We start from the raw sequence: 17,915 nt of genomic DNA, 5'->3' as shown, positions 1-17,915 counted from the left end.
GTAAGCCGGGGCATGGTCAATTGTGACATGCCCCGGCTTCATTACACGGGATTTCAAACAGGAATATCCAGCCCATGAGCCTGAAACGATTTCTCCCTCTTCTGCTCGTGCTGACGCTCGCCGCAGGTTGCAGCGAAGATGACAGTACGCTTGATCCCACTCTTACTGATCCTCCTATCGTGTTTACTGACCTTGAGTTATCCGATTTCCTTGTAGATACGGATACGGTCGATGTGATCCCGAACCAGGACAAGTCGCCTGATGACCCGGTGACCATTCCGCTGCATGTGGGTGTCCAGGTCCGGCGTCCCACGGCGACGGGCGAAGCCGTCTCCCTGCGCTGCACGGTGACGCAGAACGGGTCTATCACCCCCGTGTTCACCAGCAGCATCGACAACCCGGCTGAGGGACTGCAGGCCTTCGACTTCGACCTCGAACTCAGTCGCGGCGATGTCGGGGACTACCGCGTCGAAATCAGTGGTCTGGATGCAAACGGGGCGGAGGCCGCAAGCGCCTTCGCGACACTGCGCGTGATATACGGCAGCAATCCTCCTGAACTTGTTGACATTCATGCTCCTGATTCTGTGCAGCTGGAAGCCGACACCACGACGCTCGATGTCAGCGTCCTCGTGCAGGATGCAAGTGGACTCAAGGATATCAAACAAGTGGTTCTCAGCAGTTTTCTGCCCGACAAGAGTGCTGCGAACGGCAATCCCTTCATCCTATGGGATCAGGGTGTAGCCGCGCAGGGAGATGAAGTCGCCGGTGACGGTTGGTATTCCCGCCGTTTCATCCTGCCGCCGACGGCGCAGAAGGGTGAATACGAGTTCCAGATCCGTGCCGTGGATTACTCCAATGCCGTGAGCAACGTCATCATTCACAAGATCATCGTATACTGATGCACACAGTCAGTTTTAGAAAGGGAGTCCTGTTCGCAGCGATACTGCTGCTCGCAGCTGTCAGCAGCCGGGCACAGGAGCGTCCCGCACAATTCACAATGCAGAAATCCGGCAGCACGCAATCCGATCGTCCCCTGAGCAACTCCGCGGTGGACCTGCTCGTGCGTGGTGACACGCTCTGGGTTGCCGGTGGCAAGGGCATCGATTACACCTTTGATGGCGGGAACAACTGGACGCATTTCGGTCAGGACGCCCCGTTCGATGCCGAAGACATTGCCGCACTCGAGGCCTATGGCTCCACCTTCTGGGCTTCGCTTGCGGGATCAGAGGACAGCCAGGACGGCGCGCTGCCGGTAGGACTCGGTCTGGCACGGTCAACGGACAACGGGCAGACCTGGGAACACATTGACCAGCCGATGGAAGCGGAGGATATGTCCGTGTACGACATCACGTATGGGGTAAACACGATTCCCGCCCTGGCAGTGACGACGCCTATCAATAATATCACTTACGATATCGCAGTGACCAGCAAAGCGGTGTTCATCGCCAGTTTCGCAGGGGGACTGCGAAAATCCACCGACGGCGGCGCAAGTTTCGAGCCTGTCGTCCTTCCGCCGGACGCACTTGATGATATCGCACCAGACGACACACTGGATTTCGAACTTTCGCCCGTGAGTCGTCCCGACCTCGGCCTGCGCGAAAATCTTAACCATCGCGTCTTCTCTGTCCACGCCATGAGTGACGACAGCATTCTTGTCGGCACCGCGGGCGGGGTCAATCTGAGCACGGACGGCGGGATTTCCTGGCGAAAGTTTTCCTTCAATAATCAGCTGCAGCCCATCAGCGGAAATTTCGTTGTTGCGCTGGGCGACAATATGGTCGACGGCACCCGCTATATCTGGGCTTCGACCATCAACGCACTGAATCCGATTGAATTCCGTGCCGTAAGCTATTCGACCGATATGGGTGAAACGTGGAACACGACACTTCGCGGTGAATTCACGCACAACTTCGGCTTCAGGGACGAAGTCGTGTATGCCCCTACGAATTCCGGAATCTACAGAAGCGACGACGGTGGAAAAAGCTGGATCGGTTTTTCACGCTTCGTTGACAGCCGAAGCCGCCAGGTGGCAGCCGATGAACGCTGTTTCTCCGCGGCAGCAGTGGGGGATGTGGTATGGGTAGCCAACGGCGACGGACTGATGAAGACCACGGATAACGCCGCCACGTTTTTTGGAACGCAGTGGACCATCCTGCGAGCGGCGCAGCCACTTGAATCCGCCGAAGAAGTGTATGCCTACCCGAATCCCTTTGCTCCGGACGACGAAGTATGTCGCGTGCATTACAAAACGGAAAGCGGGAGCGTTTCCATCCGCATCTACGATTTCGCCATGATGCCAGTGCGTACGTTGCTGCGTAATGCCGCGCGTTCGACAGGAGTAGAGCACGATGAAGTGTGGGACGGCCGCACCGACGCCGGTGACCGTGCCGCGAATGGCGTCTATTACATTGAAGTCGACAATGGTTCCGGCGATCCGCACTGGACCAAGGTGGTGGTGCTGCAATGACAGGAAAATCGCACATGGTTACACGCGCAACACGAACACTGTTCATCCTGATCCTGTGTGCAGCATTCATGCCGCTGACACTGTCCGCGCAGAACGGTACTGCCGGCGCATTCACGCGCATGGGATTCGGCGCCCGGGGACAAGGCATGGGCAACGCTCTGTCGACGGTCAACAGTGGAACGATATCCACGTACTACAATCCCGCCCTCAGCGCATTCCAGGAGGGACACGTACTGCATGGCAGTTACGGTTTCCTCGCACTCGACCGCGCCTTCAACCAGGTCAGCTACACGCAGACCATCCGCATCTACAACAAGGAAGCCAATATCTACGCTGACGAACCCGGGGTGCAGTCCATTTCCGGTGTGTCCGTCACGTGGATCAACGCGGGCGACAGTGAAATTCAGGGATATGACAGCGACGGCTTCAAAACGGATATGCTCAGTGTCTTCGAAAATCAGTTTGCCGTCAATTTCGGCACCCGCTTCTCCGACAAGCTTGCGGTGGGCTTCAACGCGAAGTTCTATTACAGCGGCGTGTATGAGGGCGTGACGTCTTCCGGTTTCGGTGTTGACATCGGCGCGTTGTATACCGTCTCACCATCCATCCGTATCGCGCTCGTGGCCCAGGAACTGCTGACGAAGTACAAGTGGGATACCAGCGATCTCTACGGTGCGGAACGTGGCAACACAACGGAGGATCCGTTCGCCCGTATTTTCCGGCTCGGTGTCGGGTATACGCTGCCGTCGGATTACGGACTGGCTGCCGCGGAGGTGGAGCAGGTCGACGGGGATGTGTATCTTGTACGCCTCGGCTATGAAATCCCTGTCGTCGAGAATATCTGGCTGCGTGGCGGTGTGGAGCGTATCGATCTGTCTGATGCCGGCATTGACCCGCGTCCTTCATTCGGATTCTCCATCGCACAGCCTGTTGCGAACATGCAGCCAGTCATACACTACGCCTTTGTTCTCGAGCCAGTGGCCCCTTCATCAACGCATGTGCTTTCCTTCGCCCTGCACTTCTGAAAACGAGCACGGTACCTGTTATGCAGCGCATTTTACCCGTCACGCTTTTCCTTTTCCTTCTCATGCCGTCCATGCTGATGGCGCAATCCGGCAAGGCGGGACTTTCCTTCCTGAAAAACGGTGTCGGCGCACGAAACGTGGCGATGGGCAGTACCGGTGTCGTCTCCGCAAAGGAGGGAGCCGCATCGTATTACAATCCGGCCCTTCTTGCTGACGACGAGGCGGCATCGATTTCCATCGAACATACGGAGTGGGTGCAGGACATCACCACCGAGTATGTCGGCATAGCACTTCCGGCACAGAGCTGGTCATTCGGTGTGTTTTTCGGTATTACTTCCGTCCCAGGCATCGAACTGCGCGACACGCCGTCGCTCGAGCCCGACGGTGTTTTCGAATCACAGAATCTCGCCGCAGGCGTGTCCGCCGCCTTTGCACTGACAGATGGGATCGATTTCGGAATGAACCTCAAGTATCTCTTCGAGAAAATTCATGTGGATGATGCCTCCGGGTACGGCCTTGATTTCGGCATTTCCGCGAGACCTTTCGAGGATGAGGATCTCGAGCAGCTCCGATTTGGTCTCGCACTTTCCAATGTCGGCAGCATGAATGCGCTCAATGCGCAGGAGACTACACTTCCGATGCTGCTCCGTTACGGTGCAGGCTACATGATTCCCATCAACGCGCTTAAGAGCGCATTGAATGTTGAGATTTCGGGACTGAGCCTGCTCGAGGAAGAAACCACGCATGCCAGTATCGGTGTCGAGTTCGACTATGTCGATATGGTTTTCATTCGCATGGGATATCTGAGCGGTTATGACAACAAGGATATCAGCTTCGGTGCGGGCGCCCGATACAGTTCGCTCCGTTTTGACTACGCGTACGTTCCGTGGAGCGACAGCTTTGGAGACGCGCATACCATCGCCCTCGCCATTCTTTTCTGATGCAGCATGTCCACGCGGCCGCAGATCTGTTTCACCTTCGTGGGAAACGTTACACGTGATTCCCGTCTGCGCCGCTTCGCCGAAGCGGCAATTGCGCTTGGTGATGTACATATTGCGGTTCTCAGTGCAGATCCCAGTGCAGCACTTCCTGACACACGCATTTATCCCACACAACGCAGCGGTTCGCTGAGAGCGGCGCTGCCGGGTTTCTGGCGTACCGCTGGAAATATTCTCGCAGCAACTACTCCTGATATCTGCGTGGCAGCGGATCTTTATTCGCTTCCCCTTGCGGCGCGGCTGGCGCGAAAGAGTGGGGCGAAGCTGGTCTATGATGCGAGAGAGCTGTATCGCGCCATCGCTGCCCTTGAGGGACGCGAAGTGACGCAGCGCTTCTGGACGCTTCTCGAGAAACGGTATGCGCGCCGCGCCGATGCCGTCCTCACCGTAAATGCCGCCATCGCTGAGGTTCTTGCAGCGGAATACAGCCCTGTTCACGTGTTTCACAATTACCCGGATCGCCGGGTGGAGAAACGTACCGCGCTTTTGCGAACGGAGTTCGGTATCCCTGAGAACATCCCTGTACTGCTTTCGCAGGGAGGATTGCAGAAGGGACGCGGAGCCCTGCTCTGTGTCCGTGCGCTGGCGGAACTGCCGTCTGTTGCCCTGGTATTTCTCGGGGATGGTCCACTCGCAGCGGAAATCGAATCAACCGCGCACGAACTCGGGATCGCAGACCGTGTGCATATCAAATCCGCCGTACCGAGCCGTGAAGTACTCGAGTGGACCGCTTCCGCCGATCTCGGCCTATGCATGATTGAGAACCTCGGACGCAGCTATTACCTGAGTCTGCCGAACAAGCTGTTTGAGTACATCGCCGCCGGTGTGCCCGTTCTTGGCAGTGATTTTCCGGAAATCGGAAGGGTCCTTCGAGACAGCGGCACGGGCGTCCCTGTGGCGGCAGGGGATGCGCAGGCGCTTGCACAGCAGGTCACGCGACTGCTCGATGACACCGAATACTACCAGGTGCTCAGGGCGCGCTGCCGGGAACATGCCGATATCTTTCAATGGAGCAGGGAGAAGGAAAGCTTCCTGACCATGCTGGATGGTCTGCTCTGACGCGCAGATGTGATTGCCGGGAGGTTTGTACGGGGTTCAGCGTTGGCGGAGATAATCCGCAATCTGTTTTTTTTCGCTCTCGGTGAGCTGGGACATCGCGGCGGCGGCCCGGGTGAGCGTGCGATACTCTTCAAGGAGGTCGGGAACCGCGTCGTCAATGGCCTGCATATGGCTGCCGAGAGCTGTTGTATCGCCACGGGCGGCGGGACCTGTCAGCACCTGCTCCGCGGGATGATCACGGAGCTGTTGCAGAACGGATTCCATCATGGGGAGGAGATAATCCATCGGTGTTTCCACATCTTCAGCGGCGAGGCGCAGCAGCTGTTCCGCCTGGTGGGCGATGAGCGTGGTGAAATTGCCCGCGAATACGCAGGCGGCATGATACAGCGCCTTCCGCTCGGCGTTGACGCGAATCGGGAACCAGCCCAGCAGCTCGGCAAAGTCACTGGCCCGTGACCAGAAATCATCAGGTCCCTGCACGCCGCAGCCGATGCCAATCAGACGCTCCGGGGGAAGAGGGGATGCAGGGAAGGATTGAATCGGATGCATGCAGCCGGCGTGGCAACCTGCCTCCTGCAGGGGCAGCATCACCTCATCACTCAGCAGTCCTGAAAGGTGAAAAACCAGCGCACCGTTATGCAGCGCGCCGTGATCCGCAAGGTGCTGCACGACGCCTGGCAGCGCATCGTCCGGAACGGCGAGAATGCAGACATCCGTGCTTCTCGGCAGCGTCGGTGGGAGTGCCGTCAATACCCTTGCGTCCGGTGCGATGGCACGGATGGAGGGGTGATGTTCGATGCGGGGTTCAACGACAGCGCAGATTTCGAGATTATTGGCAACGGCGTGCCGCAGCAGCGGGAGTCCGACCCTGCCCGCACCGATAAGACTGACACCGATGCGGAGGTCCTCAGCAGTACGCGTATCATCCGTCAGATGTTGTTCCACATCATGACGCTGGTCTTCCTGTGGCTGATGTTCTTCAAAGGGCAGCTGATCTTCGATCATACGGGACGCTCACCTCTGGTGAATGCTGCTGACAGGTAGCCGACCACGCGGGAGTGATCGCCGGTGACATCACCGCTGGTACACTGTTGGAGAATGGTGCTGTGTGCCGCGCCGAGTTGCATGGCGGCAGTCATCACCGCAGCCATGGGACCTGCACCGCAGGCCTCACAGCGATGTCCTGCAATATCGTCAAGCAGACGGGCGGGCTGCAGGGAACGCAGATGCCTGGCGGTCAGTGCATCGAGCTCAACCGCCTGGTCATGTGTGTGGAAATGAGAGAGGTCGCTGCTTGCGATGAGTACTGTTGTCGCACTGTCCACGATTTCTGCCAGCGCATCACCCAGCAGGCGACAGTATTCCGTACGCTGATCTCCCATCACGATGGGAAGTATTTTTGCTTCGGGGTTGATACGTTGGATGAAAGGAAGATGCACTTCGACGGCGTGCTCATCGCGGTGTCCCATCACCGAGGACTTGATGATACCCTTGTACGCCAGAAGCTTTTCGCGCAATGCGACGTCGACGTTGATGAGTCCGAGAGGCGTGCGGTAAGCATCGCCGTCATACACGGAAATCCCGTGAAACGCTTCCCGGTGACTCGGCGATACGATGATTGCCGTCTTGAACGGACGATTACGCAGGGTTGCGTAAGCCGCGGCGGCTGTTGGACCCGAATATGCATATCCTGCGTGCGGTGCGACGATGGCGAGCGGCGGACCTGACAGCGATGCCGCGGTCACATTTTCGAGCATGTTGTCGACATCGAGCGAGAGCAGCGTGGGATCCGAGGGGTAGAACAGACCACTCACGGCAGGGGGACGGATTTTCATCGCTTTCATGCCAAACCTCTCATTCGTCCAGTGTTGCGCCCTTGAGTACGATTCCTTCGAAGCGGTAGAGCCGGCTGTTCTCATGTTTCCAGGCATTCTCCGGCAGCAGCGCCTTTCTGGCGACGGCTTCCAGGAACTGCCGATGCGACCAGCCATGATCAACCGCCACCTGCGGCAGCAGCAATCCGCGGCGTCCATGTGCTTCGATCACCAGGCCGTGCAGACCGATGTCGAAATGCTCCGGGTCCTCCAGTTCTTCGAGCGGACCAAGCAATGTAACGTCGATTTGCATGTTGTCCACCTCGTCAGCGCTGATCGAGGGGAAGCGCGGATCGGTATGGGCAGCCCGCCGCGCCACTTCGCGCAGGGTCGCGACAAAACTGACCTGAATCTCAAGAAAGCCGATACAGCCGCGCAGTTTGCCGTCGACATGAATGGTGACGAAGAGCCCCGAAGCCTCGCGTTCAGGACAGGGATCACGTGGAAGCCTTGCGGCGTCAAGTGATTCACGGATGGCATCCTCTGCCTCAGCCAGTATCGCCCTGTGCTCAGTATCCATCATGGCGGGATATCACCGTTGGTCCGTCGATTTTCATTGTGTTGTAATGGTGGTGCATCTATCTTTTGAGTCCGGAATCGATGGCTCCGTGCCCTCCGGTACTGATTGACAACTCATGTATTGATTGGAATATAAAAAACACCGGACTCTGAATCAGGTGTTCGGTGAGTTACAAGCGTTTTTAAGGTGTATTGTATGCTGAAAATTGTTCCTCGCATTGTTGTTTTAGGTGTTTTTGCCGCGTTCGGCATGGGCGCATTGCATGTGCTGCCGTCCCGCTTTGATGGTGAAGCGTTGATGTCAACCGATCGTGCACGGAAGCTGGAGAGAAAAGCGGAACAGAGAGAGGCGTCGGATGCAGGTTCCATTGGCGAAGTGCCGCATCTCGACTGGTATTTCCTCCCGCGTACCTGGAATGCCGACAGAAGTATCTCGGCGGGACTGCGTCAGGGCAGCCGACATATCATGCAGCAGCGTCATTCCAACGCGTTCAGAAAAGCCAGCATCGGCAATGTCTGGAGTTTCATCGGACCCAACGATATCGGGGGACGCATCCGCGTTGTGAAATTCCACCCAACGAATCCCTCCATCATTTATGCTGGGTCCGCATCCGGCGGTGTATTCAAATCCACCGATGGCGGTGCGCACTGGACGGCCATGTCTGACAGTCTGCCCACCCTGTCGATCGGACACATGGCAATAGACAGGAACAATCCCGAGCACATCTACATCGGGACGGGGGAAGGATCGTTTAACTGGGACAAGGTGTATGGAGATGGACTGTACCGCAGTACCGATGGCGGACACAACTGGGTCAACCTGATGCTGGACGAAATCAATGAACAGGATTTCGCCATCAATCACGTGGAACTGCATCCTGAGAACTCTGATTATATTTACGCCGCCGCAACGTTTGGTGGCGCCTCCGGTGGACTCATGCGCAGTACTGACGGCGGCGAGAGCTGGACGACAGTGCTTAATGGCTATGTCCGTGATGTCATCCTGGATCCGAGTAATCCCGACCGGGTGTATGTGGCTATGGGGTATCGCGGGGGACAGAGCAGTAACGGCCTGTATGTCTCTGAACAGAAAGGCAATCGCTGGACGTTCAACAAGATACTCGATGAGAGCTTTCCACCCCCTGACAGCACGGGGAATATCGTCATGGATGCCAGCCTTTCGCAGCCCGGTACCCTTGTCGCCGTCATGCAGCGGGTCCCCAATGTGAGTCCCACCGAGCGGCAGGACTTCTATGGCGTTTATGTAAGCACCGATTATGGTGTGACCTGGGAGCGCACGGAAGGAAGCGACCAATCGAACATGCGGGAAATCCTTCGTTCGCAGGGCGATTACAATCTGTATGTGCGTTTTCATCCAACTGATCCAAACACAATTTTTATTGGCGGCATTCACAGCTGGCGCAGTACGGATTTCGGGAAAACCTTTACGCAGATCACGAAGCAGACCGGCCTGAGCGCCGCCTGGGTGGATATGCATTATGCGGATTTCAGTCCCACCGACCCTGACGTCATGATCGTCGCGAGTGACGGGGGATTGTTCCGTACCGAGGATTGCAGACGTTCTTCGCCTCTGTTCGAGGAAATCAACGTCGGCCTGGGAACCATGCAGTTCTATGCGATGGACTTCGACCGTCAGGATCCGACGCGTGTTGCGGGCGGGACGCAGGACCGGCGGAACAACCTCGGCAGTGCGACAACAGGGGAATGGGAACGCCTGAGCTGGGGCGGTGACGGAGGCTATGTCGCATTCGACTACGAAGACAGCGATGTGTTCTACATCACATCGCAGTACGGCAACATCGCCAGGACCACCAACGGGGGACAGTCGTTCCGTTCCGCGCGCTCCGGTCTCGACCGCACGGACAGCAACGGCAACTACCTCTTCAGTTTTGTGACGCCATTTATCATGCATCCGACGCAGCCGAAGACGTTGTTCACCGGCGGCAACCGCATGTACCGCACCACCAACGGGGCGCAGGATTGGATTCCCATCTCTGATGACCTCACAGGCTCACGCAGCTCCCTTTCACAATTCCAGGACCTCTCGCAGTGTCCGACGAATCCTGACGTCCTTTACGGCGTCACCGGATATTCGAGTACCGCCTGGGTGTCGACAAACGTGATGGCAGACACCAGTGAGATCACCTGGGAACGTATCGATGACGGCCTCCCGAATCTCTTCCTCGCCGATATCGAAGTGCATCCCACGGAGCCGAACATCGCCTATGTCGGAACCGCGGCGTTCAGCGCTGTTACCGGCGTGTACAAAACGACGGATTACGGTCAGACCTGGGAATTCATGAAGGGCGAGACGGAGGAAACCCAGCTGCCTGAAATTCCTGTCGGTGCCATCACTATCTGGGAAAAGCACCCCAACGTCGTGTACGTGGGTACGGATCTCGGCGTGTTCGTCAGCAGGGACGCCGGCCGCAACTGGTATCCCTTCGGCGAAGGACTCCCGAACGTGGTTATCGACGACCTGAAAATCACCCCCGACGATATCCTTTACGCTGCCACACATGGCCGCGGCATGTGGCGGACATCGGCCATTGTCTCCGTGGATGATGAAGCCCAGCCACCGCTTTCGTTTTCTCTCGGACAGAATTACCCGAACCCCTTTAATCCCACGAGCGTCATTCCCTTCACTCTGGATAAGGCTTCTCACGTACGTGTGCGCCTGTATACTAGTGATGGCAAGCTCTTGCAGACATTGCTCGACGAGTGGCGTGACGCTGGAACGCATCAGCTGCGCGTCGATGCTTCGGGATTGCGCAGCGGCCTATATCTCTACGAGTTGACCGCAGACAATGCGAAGCAGACGCGGAAGATGGTGGTTCTGAAATAGGAAAGCCACCGGCACTGCATCCGGCGGGCTGAGTAATAAAAAAAGAGGTGTCCCTTGCTGAACAAGGGACACCTCTTTTCACTTCAAGATGGGACCGACGCGCGGCGATCAATGTCCGGTACGTGTTCCGATGACTTTCTGATAGGTCAGGAGTCCGATGATACACAGTACTCCGATACCACTGAACAGCAACCACAGTTCGCTGGTCATCGCATGCTGTGCGATATCCAACTTGGTCAAGCCAATCTGGTTACCGATTTCAAGAGCACTTTCGATCGTCATTTCGCCGGAGCCGGCAATGTTTCCGCCACGCTCCGCGATGGTCTGCTTCACGAAGGCAATCATCGGGTTATCGATGAAGCGGACGTAAAGGAAGGCACCGAGAATACCGCCGACCAGGCTGCCGAATGCGCCGTAAAGGAAACCGAAACCCATGTACGTCGCCTTTTTGTCCGGCGGCGCTATGAGTCCGAGATAGCTGATGAATTTCGGATGCGCGGTCATTTCACCGATAGAGAAAATGATGATTCCCGCCATGAACACCCAGATGCTTGTGTCGAAGGCGAGGATGGCCATACCGATGGTGCCGAAAGCGATACCCGTGACCATGGTGGGGAGGGCTTTCGTCTTGCTCACAATTTTAGAAATGAAGAGCTGCAGCAGGATGATTGTGCCTGCGTTGATGACGGTCACGTGTTCGACATCGAAATGCCAGTCGATTCCGAGCGTACTCTGTACCCAGTTATCCAGCGGCGTGGCATCGACAAAGGCTTTGACATACCACAGAACGCTGTCGAACATCTGGAAATACAGAATCCAGAACCAGCTGTAAATGAAGATGAAGAGAATGAAACGCCAGTCAGTGAACACCATCCAGAGTTTCTGCCAGATGCCCTTCAGCGCCGTGCCGAACGACTCTTTGTCAGGATGCGGCTCGTTGGGTTCCTTGAACAGGAATATCGTGGGAATCAGCATGGCGCCGGTTCCGATGGCTGATGCGATAATGACATAGTGCCAGGCGATGGCTTTGAGCATTGGCACGATAATCAGCGGGAAGAGGAATGCACCGAGATTGATAGTCCAGTAGAAAATGCCAAAGCCGAGCGTGCTGTTGTTTTCGTCCGTCACTTTCGCGATGGTCCCCGAAACTACCGGTTTGAAGGTACCGGCCCCGAAGCCCATGATGACGAGGGCGAAAAACACAGCACTGTATTCCGTCATCTGACTCGTCAGGAAGTAGCCTCCGCCCAGCAGGGTAAACGCGACCATGAGTGTTCGACGGTATCCCATGCGGTCGGCCACCGCGCCGGAGAAAATGGGAAGGAAGTACAGCAGAGGCTGAATGGTACTTTTGATCAGTCCGACACCTTCCTTTGAGAATCCGAGCTGATCCGTCATGTACACCGACAGAATGCTCATCATGCCGTAGTACGATCCGCGCTCGAAAAATTCGAAGAGGATGACAATCCAGTAATTCTTTGGAAAATCCTTCAGACGGGGTTTGGGTTTGCTCTCAGCCATAAAGACTCGATGTTTTTTTGTGAAACTCCGGGGGAGGGACGGTACCGCGGCATGTCCCTTTCCCTCTGTGTGCAGGGAAGTGGGCATTGCAGTGATTGCCCAAGATAAGAAATACGGGAGCGGGAGAAAAAAGGAAATTGAAGTGCTGAAAAAGAACCCCATTTCGGCGCAATTCGTGGCGCTTCTTTGTATATCAGTCAGGGGAGTATTACTTTCGAAGTAGTGGAATACAGATGTTCCATGTCCGTTTCATCCCACCCGGAAGGTAATCCTTGAAAGACCGAATTCGCATCGCCAGTGGCCAGGGATTCTGGGGCGATCTCATCGACGCGCCCTATCACCAGGTCACCCGTGGTCCTGTGGACTATGTGATGATGGACTTCCTCGCGGAAGTCACCATGTCTATCATGCAGAAGCAGAAACTGCGCAATCCCGAGCTCGGGTACGCACGTGATTTGCCCGGACAGATCGGGCGCATGCTGCCGCATATCGTGGAAAAGAACATCAAGGTGATTACAAATGGTGGGGGAGTGAATCCACTCGCCTGTCGCGATGCCATTTTCCGTGAAGCGGAGAAAGCCGGGATTAAAGGATTGAAAGTGGGTGTTGTCGTCGGAGACGACATCCTCGAAGAATTGGATGCCATGATCGCGGGTGGTATTGAGCTTGCCAACATGGAAAACGGAGCGCCCCTCTCAACGATTCGCACGAATATTGTTTCTGCAAATGTGTATTTCGGCGCCTTTCCAATTGTTGAAGCGCTAAAGCAGGGGGCTGATATCGTGATCACGGGGAGAACGACGGATACGGGGCTCACGCTGGCGCCGATGATTTACGAGTTCGGCTGGGAGAACGACGATTGGAACAGGCTTTCCGCGGGGACCGTTGCGGGACATATTCTCGAATGCGGCGGTCAGAGCAGTGGCGGCAATTTCCTCGGCGACTGGCGCGCGGTGCCGGACCTTGCGCATATCGGTTTCCCGATTGTCGAAGCGCGTCCCGATGGCAGTTTCACCGTAACCAAGCATGAAAATACGGGTGGACTCGTTTCCGAGGCCACGGTGAAAGAGCAACTGCTGTACGAAATCGGCGATCCCACAGAATATATTACACCAGACTGTGTGGCGGATTTCACCTCCATTCACCTCGAGCAGGAGGGAGAGAACAGGGTGCGCGTACATGGCATCGAAGGCCGTCCCGCAACCGAGTTTTACAAGGTGTCCGCTTCCTATCACGACGGGTATTCCGCGTCAGGGACCCTGACGTACGCCTGGCCGGACGCCCTCGACAAGGCCAAAGCTGCCGATGCCATCCTTCGTGAGCGCATGCAGGATCTGGGGCTGCATTTCGACGAAATTCTCAGTGAGTTTGTCGGACTCAATTCCTGTTTCGGTCCCCTTGCAACCATCCCCGACGACATCAATGAAGTCGTTCTTCGCATCGGCGTGCGCGGGAAGGACAAGGATCACATCGCCCGTTTCGGACAGGAAATCGCGCCGCTTATCCTTACCGGACCGCCATCCGTCACCGGCTTCGCAGGTGGACGTCCCAAACCCAGCGACGTCATCGCGTACTGGCCTGCCCTGTTACCAAAAACCGCTGTTACACCGAAAGTAATCGTGGAGGAGAACTGATATGGCCACGAAACGCATTCGTCTCATCGAGATCGCCCACGCCCGCTCGGGTGACAAGGGTGATGCCGGAAACGTTGGTGTAATTGCTCGTGATGATAGATTCTATCCCGTTCTCCTGGAACAACTTACTGTCGATGCTGTAAAGCAGCACTTCGAGGGTATCTGTCACGGGGCCGTCGAGCGTTACGAACTTCCGAATCTCGGTGCACTGAACTTCATCCTGCATAATACCCTCGGCGGCGGCGGGACGGTGTCACTGAAGAATGACGCCCAGGGGAAAACGCTCAGTTCGGCCATGTTGCGCATGGAAATCGACATCGACGAATCCCTGCTTTGAATTCAGAAAACAAACCCTTCTTCCATCATAGTCACGCGCATACATCCCACTATGGACCTCACACTTCCCGCTCTGCAGCGGTCCGCCCAGGAAATGCGGATCGACATCATCAAGATGCTGCATGCGGCCGGCTCGGGGCATCCGGGCGGCTCGCTTTCCCTCATTGACATCCTCACTGTACTGATGACGCGCTATGTGAAGCGCACACCTGAAAACGTCGAAGACCCTGACCGGCATCGCATGGTCCTTTCAAAGGGGCATGGCGTTCCGGCCCTCTATGCCGTTCTCGCAAAACTCGGCGTCATTCCCCACGACGAGCTGATGACGCTTCGCAGGGTAGACAGCCGTCTGCAGGGACACCCGCACAACGCATCACTCTTCGCTGCCGAGGCCTCAACCGGGTCACTCGGACAGGGACTCAGTATCGCCCAGGGCATGGCCATGACGGCCAAGCTCGACAGCAAGCCCTACAAAGTGTATTGCGTCATGGGCGACGGCGAAACACAGGAAGGGCAGGTCTGGGAAGCGCTGCTCTCGGCACCGATGTTCAAACTTGACAATCTCGTCGTCATCCTGGATTACAACAAGGGACAGATCGACGGACCGACCAATGATATCGTTAACCTCGAACCGCTGGCAGATAAACTGCGCGCCTTCAACTGGGACGTGCAGGAAATCGACGGGCACGACTTCGAGGCCATCGACGCTGCGTTGGAAAAAGCGCAGGGCTACGGCGGCCGCCCGCATTTCATTATCGCACATACGGTAAAAGGCAAGGGTGTTTCCTTTATGGAAGACCCCACCGAATGGCACGGGAAAGCCCCGAACGATGAACAGGCCGCAGCGGCCGTCAAGGAACTGGAAGCCACACTTAACTGAGGAACATTACGATATCATGGCAAAAGCGACACGCGTATCATTCGGTGAAGAACTCGCAGCAATAGGCGCCACACACCCCGACGTCGTGGTGTTCGATGCTGACCTTTCAAAATCCACGCAATCCTGGATGTTCGCCGAGAAGTATCCTCAGCGGTTTTTCGAAATGGGTATCCAGGAACACAATATGATCGGGGCCGCCGCGGGTATGGCACTCAGCGGCAAAAAGCCGTTCATCTGTTCATTTTCTACATTTGTCGTCGGCCGTTTCGAGGTTATTCGCATGTCCATCGGCTACAGCGAAGCCAATGTCACCGTCGTCGGCACCCACTGCGGTGTGGCGATCGGGGAGGACGGCTACAGCCAGATGGCCCTTGAGGATATCGCACTCATGCGCACGCTCCCGAACATGGCAATCATTCAGCCTGCGGATGACCGTGAGGCCAGGGCTGCGGTTCGTTTCCTGGCGGAGTATGATCAGCCTGCGTTCCTGCGTCTGACTCGGCAGGGACTCGAGGAAGTGCACGACGATAATTATACGTTTGAATTCGGGAAGGCCGACGAACTGCGTGGCGGCAAGGACGCAGTCATTTTCGCAACCGGTGGCGTATTGCATAACGCACTGCAGGCTGCGGAAGAGCTTGCGGCGGAAGGACTGGACCTTCGTGTGGTCAACATCCACACGATCGCACCGCTCGATGTCGACTATGTCGTGCGCGCCGCGAAGGAAACCGGTCGTGTCATTACCGTTGAAGACCACAGTGTGGTCGGCGGACTCGGCGGTGCGGTCGCGGAGACGCTTGCGGAGCATCAGCCCACATTGATGAAGCGCATCGGCATGCACAGTTATGGCAGGTCCGGAACCCCGAAAGATCTCTACACGCATTACGAACTGGACAAGGATGGTGTGAAAAAGCAGATCGCAGCATTCATGAAGGGGTAGCTGTTCAGAGCTTTCCACGTTCTTACCCGATATATGAAAACGGATCCCACTCGCGTGGGATCCGTTTTCTGTTGAGCAGGAAATGCAGGTCGCTTAGCTCCTGCCTTTGCGAAAGCGCACTGTTTATTTCACCAGCATCATCTTTCGCACATCACTGAATTCAATGCCATCGGGTCCGACCGCCTGCATGCGGTAGGTGTAGACACCCGAAGCGAGAGAGGTGTTCGCGAGGTTGCTTTCCCAGGTGACATAATGTGTCCCTGCTGGTACTCTGGCATCGACGAGAACCGCGACGGATTCGCCGAGTGCATTGTAGACCACCAGACGTACCTGACATTCAACAGGAACGGTGTACTTAATCGTTGTCGCCGGGTTGAACGGGTTCGGATGGTTCTGATGCAGCGCGAAACCTTCCGGCATTACTTCTGTTCCGTCACGTTTCGGAATGGCCGCATGGTAGCCCGCAAAGAAGCGAGCGCCATCGAAGCCCTTGTTGTAGGCGTCGAGTGCCTGCGTGATATCGGTAAGCGAAGCGCCATACGTGCCGAGTCCGGCAAGTCCACGATTCGCCAGTGCCAGGAGATCCGGCAGATAGAAATCCGTGGCTGCTGGGAGCATGGACTGGAGCGCGGTAATGACACTGGGCGGAATGTACCAGCCCTTCGTCGAGAGAGGTACCTCTACATCATTTCCATCGAGGCAGATGCCGTTCACATAGTTTGCTTCCATTGTCCAGAGGTATGGGAGCGTTGTGGGCGGCAGTTTGATGTCGGTGGTAAGATGCGGGTCCAGCCGCAGGTTCAGAGCAAAGGTAATTGTCTGGCCAAGCAGAATGTTATAGAATCTGCCGTTATTCAGCTGCGAGAAATTACCGGGAACGAACTTGCAATTGTTGCCGAAGACGTAGTCGTGTGCCTGCAGTGCTGCTGCTGTTCCGCCTGATGGCAGGTACTGAATCACGCAGGAAGCATCGGCACTCAACATGGTGAGAGACCCGTTGTTTGAGGGGATACCAACCGTCAGAGACGGCGCCAGCAGTCCGCTGAGGAGCTGTGTCGTTCCATACCCATTTCCGCAGTACGTTCCGCCCTGGTTCCCGTAGAAGCCCTGGGTGAGTGACGAGAACTGGCAGCGCAGTTCGACGATGGTCTGTGTGACCACGGACGACTGATTCTGACAGATATCGTCGACACGCCATGAGCGAATATGCCACTTCGTCCCGTCGGGCTGTGGGATGATGTCATGATCGATCACGAGCACGAGGGCAGGGTTGGAATCACAGTTGTCGTCGTAGTCGATGTCGTTCTTCGGATCCCAGAACGGTATTGGATCGGTCGCGCAGGGTACCTGGACATTCGTTGGAGGCGAGTTGATCCAGTAAGGATCCTCGGTATCACCACCCGTATACACGACCACGGCGTTGGGTGCGAAGTTCTGACATTCGTCCTCCACCGTGTAGGTGTACGTGGCTGTCCAGTCGCAGTCGTTACCGGTGACACTGGAGCTAGTCAGCGTCGCGGTGACGATACCACAATTGTCTGAGTACAGTGCTCCGATGCTGGCCGCGGAAGGTGCGGCCGGTGCATCACTCATGCAGGAATTGCCGATGTCACCACCGGGCAGGATTCCTGTCAGCGTCGGCGCTTCGGTGTCTCCACCAGAGAAGGTCACCACCGCGTTCTGACCCATGTTGAAACAGTCGTCACGTATGGTATATGTGTAGGTTGCGGTCCATGCGCAATCGGTTCCCGAGACATCGGAGTTGATGAGAGTCGCGGTCACGATGCCGCAGTTGT

At 56.4% G+C, this 17,915-nt stretch carries 15 protein-coding genes; 10 read left to right on the top strand and 5 right to left on the bottom strand.

Going from position 1 to position 17,915, the window contains the following annotated elements:
- The first annotated feature begins 74 nt into the window (after positions 1–74).
- The 5 genes from KQI65_17535 to KQI65_17515 are packed head-to-tail and all read left to right on the top strand — an operon-like array spanning position 75 to position 5,549.
- Positions 75–899 carry a hypothetical protein gene (locus tag KQI65_17535; GenBank protein ID MCB2206549.1) on the top strand — a complete coding sequence of 275 codons (825 nt, stop codon included), beginning with the start codon at positions 75–77 and terminating at the stop codon, positions 897–899.
- Positions 899–2,467 carry a hypothetical protein gene (locus KQI65_17530; protein ID MCB2206548.1) on the top strand — a complete coding sequence of 523 codons (1,569 nt, stop codon included), beginning with the start codon at positions 899–901 and terminating at the stop codon, positions 2,465–2,467. The genes KQI65_17535 and KQI65_17530 overlap by 1 nt, the downstream gene beginning before the upstream one ends.
- Positions 2,468–2,481: 14 nt before the next feature.
- Positions 2,482–3,492 carry a hypothetical protein gene (locus KQI65_17525; GenBank protein ID MCB2206547.1) on the top strand — a complete coding sequence of 337 codons (1,011 nt, stop codon included), beginning with the start codon at positions 2,482–2,484 and terminating at the stop codon, positions 3,490–3,492.
- 20 nt (positions 3,493–3,512) lie between these two features.
- Positions 3,513–4,433, top strand: coding sequence for a PorV/PorQ family protein (locus KQI65_17520; protein MCB2206546.1), 921 nt, complete (start codon positions 3,513–3,515; stop codon positions 4,431–4,433).
- Positions 4,434–4,439: 6 nt separating this feature from the next.
- On the top strand, positions 4,440–5,549 hold the full coding sequence (locus tag KQI65_17515; GenBank protein MCB2206545.1) for a glycosyltransferase: 1,110 nt from the start codon (positions 4,440–4,442) through the stop codon (positions 5,547–5,549).
- A 36-nt stretch (positions 5,550–5,585) separates the two neighbouring features.
- Here KQI65_17515 and KQI65_17510 read toward each other — a convergent pair whose 3' ends face one another.
- From KQI65_17510 to amrA, 3 genes are read right to left on the bottom strand one after another with little or no spacing between them, the layout of a single operon-like run.
- Positions 5,586–6,554, bottom strand: a complete 969-nt coding sequence (locus tag KQI65_17510) for a DUF2520 domain-containing protein (protein ID MCB2206544.1) — start codon at positions 6,552–6,554, stop codon at positions 5,586–5,588.
- Positions 6,551–7,393: an AmmeMemoRadiSam system protein B gene (amrB, locus tag KQI65_17505; GenBank protein MCB2206543.1), complete on the bottom strand. Its 843-nt coding sequence runs from the start codon at positions 7,391–7,393 to the stop codon at positions 6,551–6,553. The genes KQI65_17510 and amrB overlap by 4 nt, the downstream gene beginning before the upstream one ends.
- A 10-nt stretch (positions 7,394–7,403) precedes the next feature.
- Positions 7,404–7,946, bottom strand: a complete 543-nt coding sequence (gene amrA, locus KQI65_17500; protein ID MCB2206542.1) for an AmmeMemoRadiSam system protein A — start codon at positions 7,944–7,946, stop codon at positions 7,404–7,406.
- A gap of 192 nt (positions 7,947–8,138) precedes the next feature.
- On the opposite strand from amrA, the gene KQI65_17495 reads away from it, so the two are divergent.
- Complete coding sequence (locus KQI65_17495) at positions 8,139–10,808, top strand: T9SS type A sorting domain-containing protein (protein MCB2206541.1); 2,670 nt, start codon at positions 8,139–8,141, stop codon at positions 10,806–10,808.
- Between the two features lie 108 nt (positions 10,809–10,916).
- Here KQI65_17495 and KQI65_17490 read toward each other — a convergent pair whose 3' ends face one another.
- Complete coding sequence (locus KQI65_17490) at positions 10,917–12,329, bottom strand: MFS transporter (protein MCB2206540.1); 1,413 nt, start codon at positions 12,327–12,329, stop codon at positions 10,917–10,919.
- 272 nt (positions 12,330–12,601) lie between these two features.
- Here KQI65_17490 and KQI65_17485 point away from each other — a divergent pair, with 272 nt between their 5' ends.
- The 4 genes from KQI65_17485 to KQI65_17470 are packed head-to-tail and all read left to right on the top strand — an operon-like array spanning position 12,602 to position 16,119.
- Positions 12,602–13,963, top strand: a complete 1,362-nt coding sequence (locus KQI65_17485; GenBank protein ID MCB2206539.1) for a DUF1446 domain-containing protein — start codon at positions 12,602–12,604, stop codon at positions 13,961–13,963.
- Between the two features lies 1 nt (position 13,964).
- Positions 13,965–14,300, top strand: coding sequence for a hypothetical protein (locus KQI65_17480; GenBank protein ID MCB2206538.1), 336 nt, complete (start codon positions 13,965–13,967; stop codon positions 14,298–14,300).
- A 51-nt stretch (positions 14,301–14,351) separates the two neighbouring features.
- Positions 14,352–15,179: a transketolase gene (locus KQI65_17475; GenBank protein ID MCB2206537.1), complete on the top strand. Its 828-nt coding sequence runs from the start codon at positions 14,352–14,354 to the stop codon at positions 15,177–15,179.
- A gap of 16 nt (positions 15,180–15,195) precedes the next feature.
- The gene (locus KQI65_17470) at positions 15,196–16,119 is read left to right on the top strand and encodes a transketolase family protein (protein ID MCB2206536.1); all 924 of its coding nucleotides are present in this window, start codon (positions 15,196–15,198) and stop codon (positions 16,117–16,119) included.
- Between the two features lie 123 nt (positions 16,120–16,242).
- Here the strand turns inward: KQI65_17470 and KQI65_17465 are convergent.
- On the bottom strand, positions 16,243–17,915 hold a 1,673-nt coding region (locus KQI65_17465; protein MCB2206535.1), incomplete at its 5' end, for a hypothetical protein.

Source organism: bacterium (assembly GCA_020444325.1).
Taxonomy (GTDB): Bacteria; Bacteroidota; Ignavibacteria; order SZUA-365; family SZUA-365; genus BM516.
This window is presented reverse-complemented; position numbering and strand designations above follow the sequence as displayed.

Excerpts from the sequence above, each read along its gene's own strand:
- KQI65_17530 (MCB2206548.1), top strand. The coding sequence starts at position 899 with ATGCACACAGTCAGTTTTAGAAAGGGAGTCCTGTTCGCAGCGATACTG.
- KQI65_17535 (MCB2206549.1), top strand. The coding sequence starts at position 75 with ATGAGCCTGAAACGATTTCTCCCTCTTCTGCTCGTGCTGACGCTCGCC.
- KQI65_17520 (MCB2206546.1), top strand. The coding sequence starts at position 3,513 with ATGCAGCGCATTTTACCCGTCACGCTTTTCCTTTTCCTTCTCATGCCG.
- amrB (MCB2206543.1), bottom strand. The coding sequence starts at position 7,393 with ATGAAAGCGATGAAAATCCGTCCCCCTGCCGTGAGTGGTCTGTTCTAC.
- KQI65_17515 (MCB2206545.1), top strand. The coding sequence starts at position 4,440 with ATGTCCACGCGGCCGCAGATCTGTTTCACCTTCGTGGGAAACGTTACA.
- KQI65_17475 (MCB2206537.1), top strand. The coding sequence starts at position 14,352 with ATGGACCTCACACTTCCCGCTCTGCAGCGGTCCGCCCAGGAAATGCGG.
- KQI65_17470 (MCB2206536.1), top strand. The coding sequence starts at position 15,196 with ATGGCAAAAGCGACACGCGTATCATTCGGTGAAGAACTCGCAGCAATA.
- KQI65_17480 (MCB2206538.1), top strand. The coding sequence starts at position 13,965 with ATGGCCACGAAACGCATTCGTCTCATCGAGATCGCCCACGCCCGCTCG.
- KQI65_17490 (MCB2206540.1), bottom strand. The coding sequence starts at position 12,329 with ATGGCTGAGAGCAAACCCAAACCCCGTCTGAAGGATTTTCCAAAGAAT.
- KQI65_17510 (MCB2206544.1), bottom strand. The coding sequence starts at position 6,554 with ATGATCGAAGATCAGCTGCCCTTTGAAGAACATCAGCCACAGGAAGAC.
- KQI65_17525 (MCB2206547.1), top strand. The coding sequence starts at position 2,482 with ATGGTTACACGCGCAACACGAACACTGTTCATCCTGATCCTGTGTGCA.
- KQI65_17495 (MCB2206541.1), top strand. The coding sequence starts at position 8,139 with ATGCTGAAAATTGTTCCTCGCATTGTTGTTTTAGGTGTTTTTGCCGCG.
- amrA (MCB2206542.1), bottom strand. The coding sequence starts at position 7,946 with ATGATGGATACTGAGCACAGGGCGATACTGGCTGAGGCAGAGGATGCC.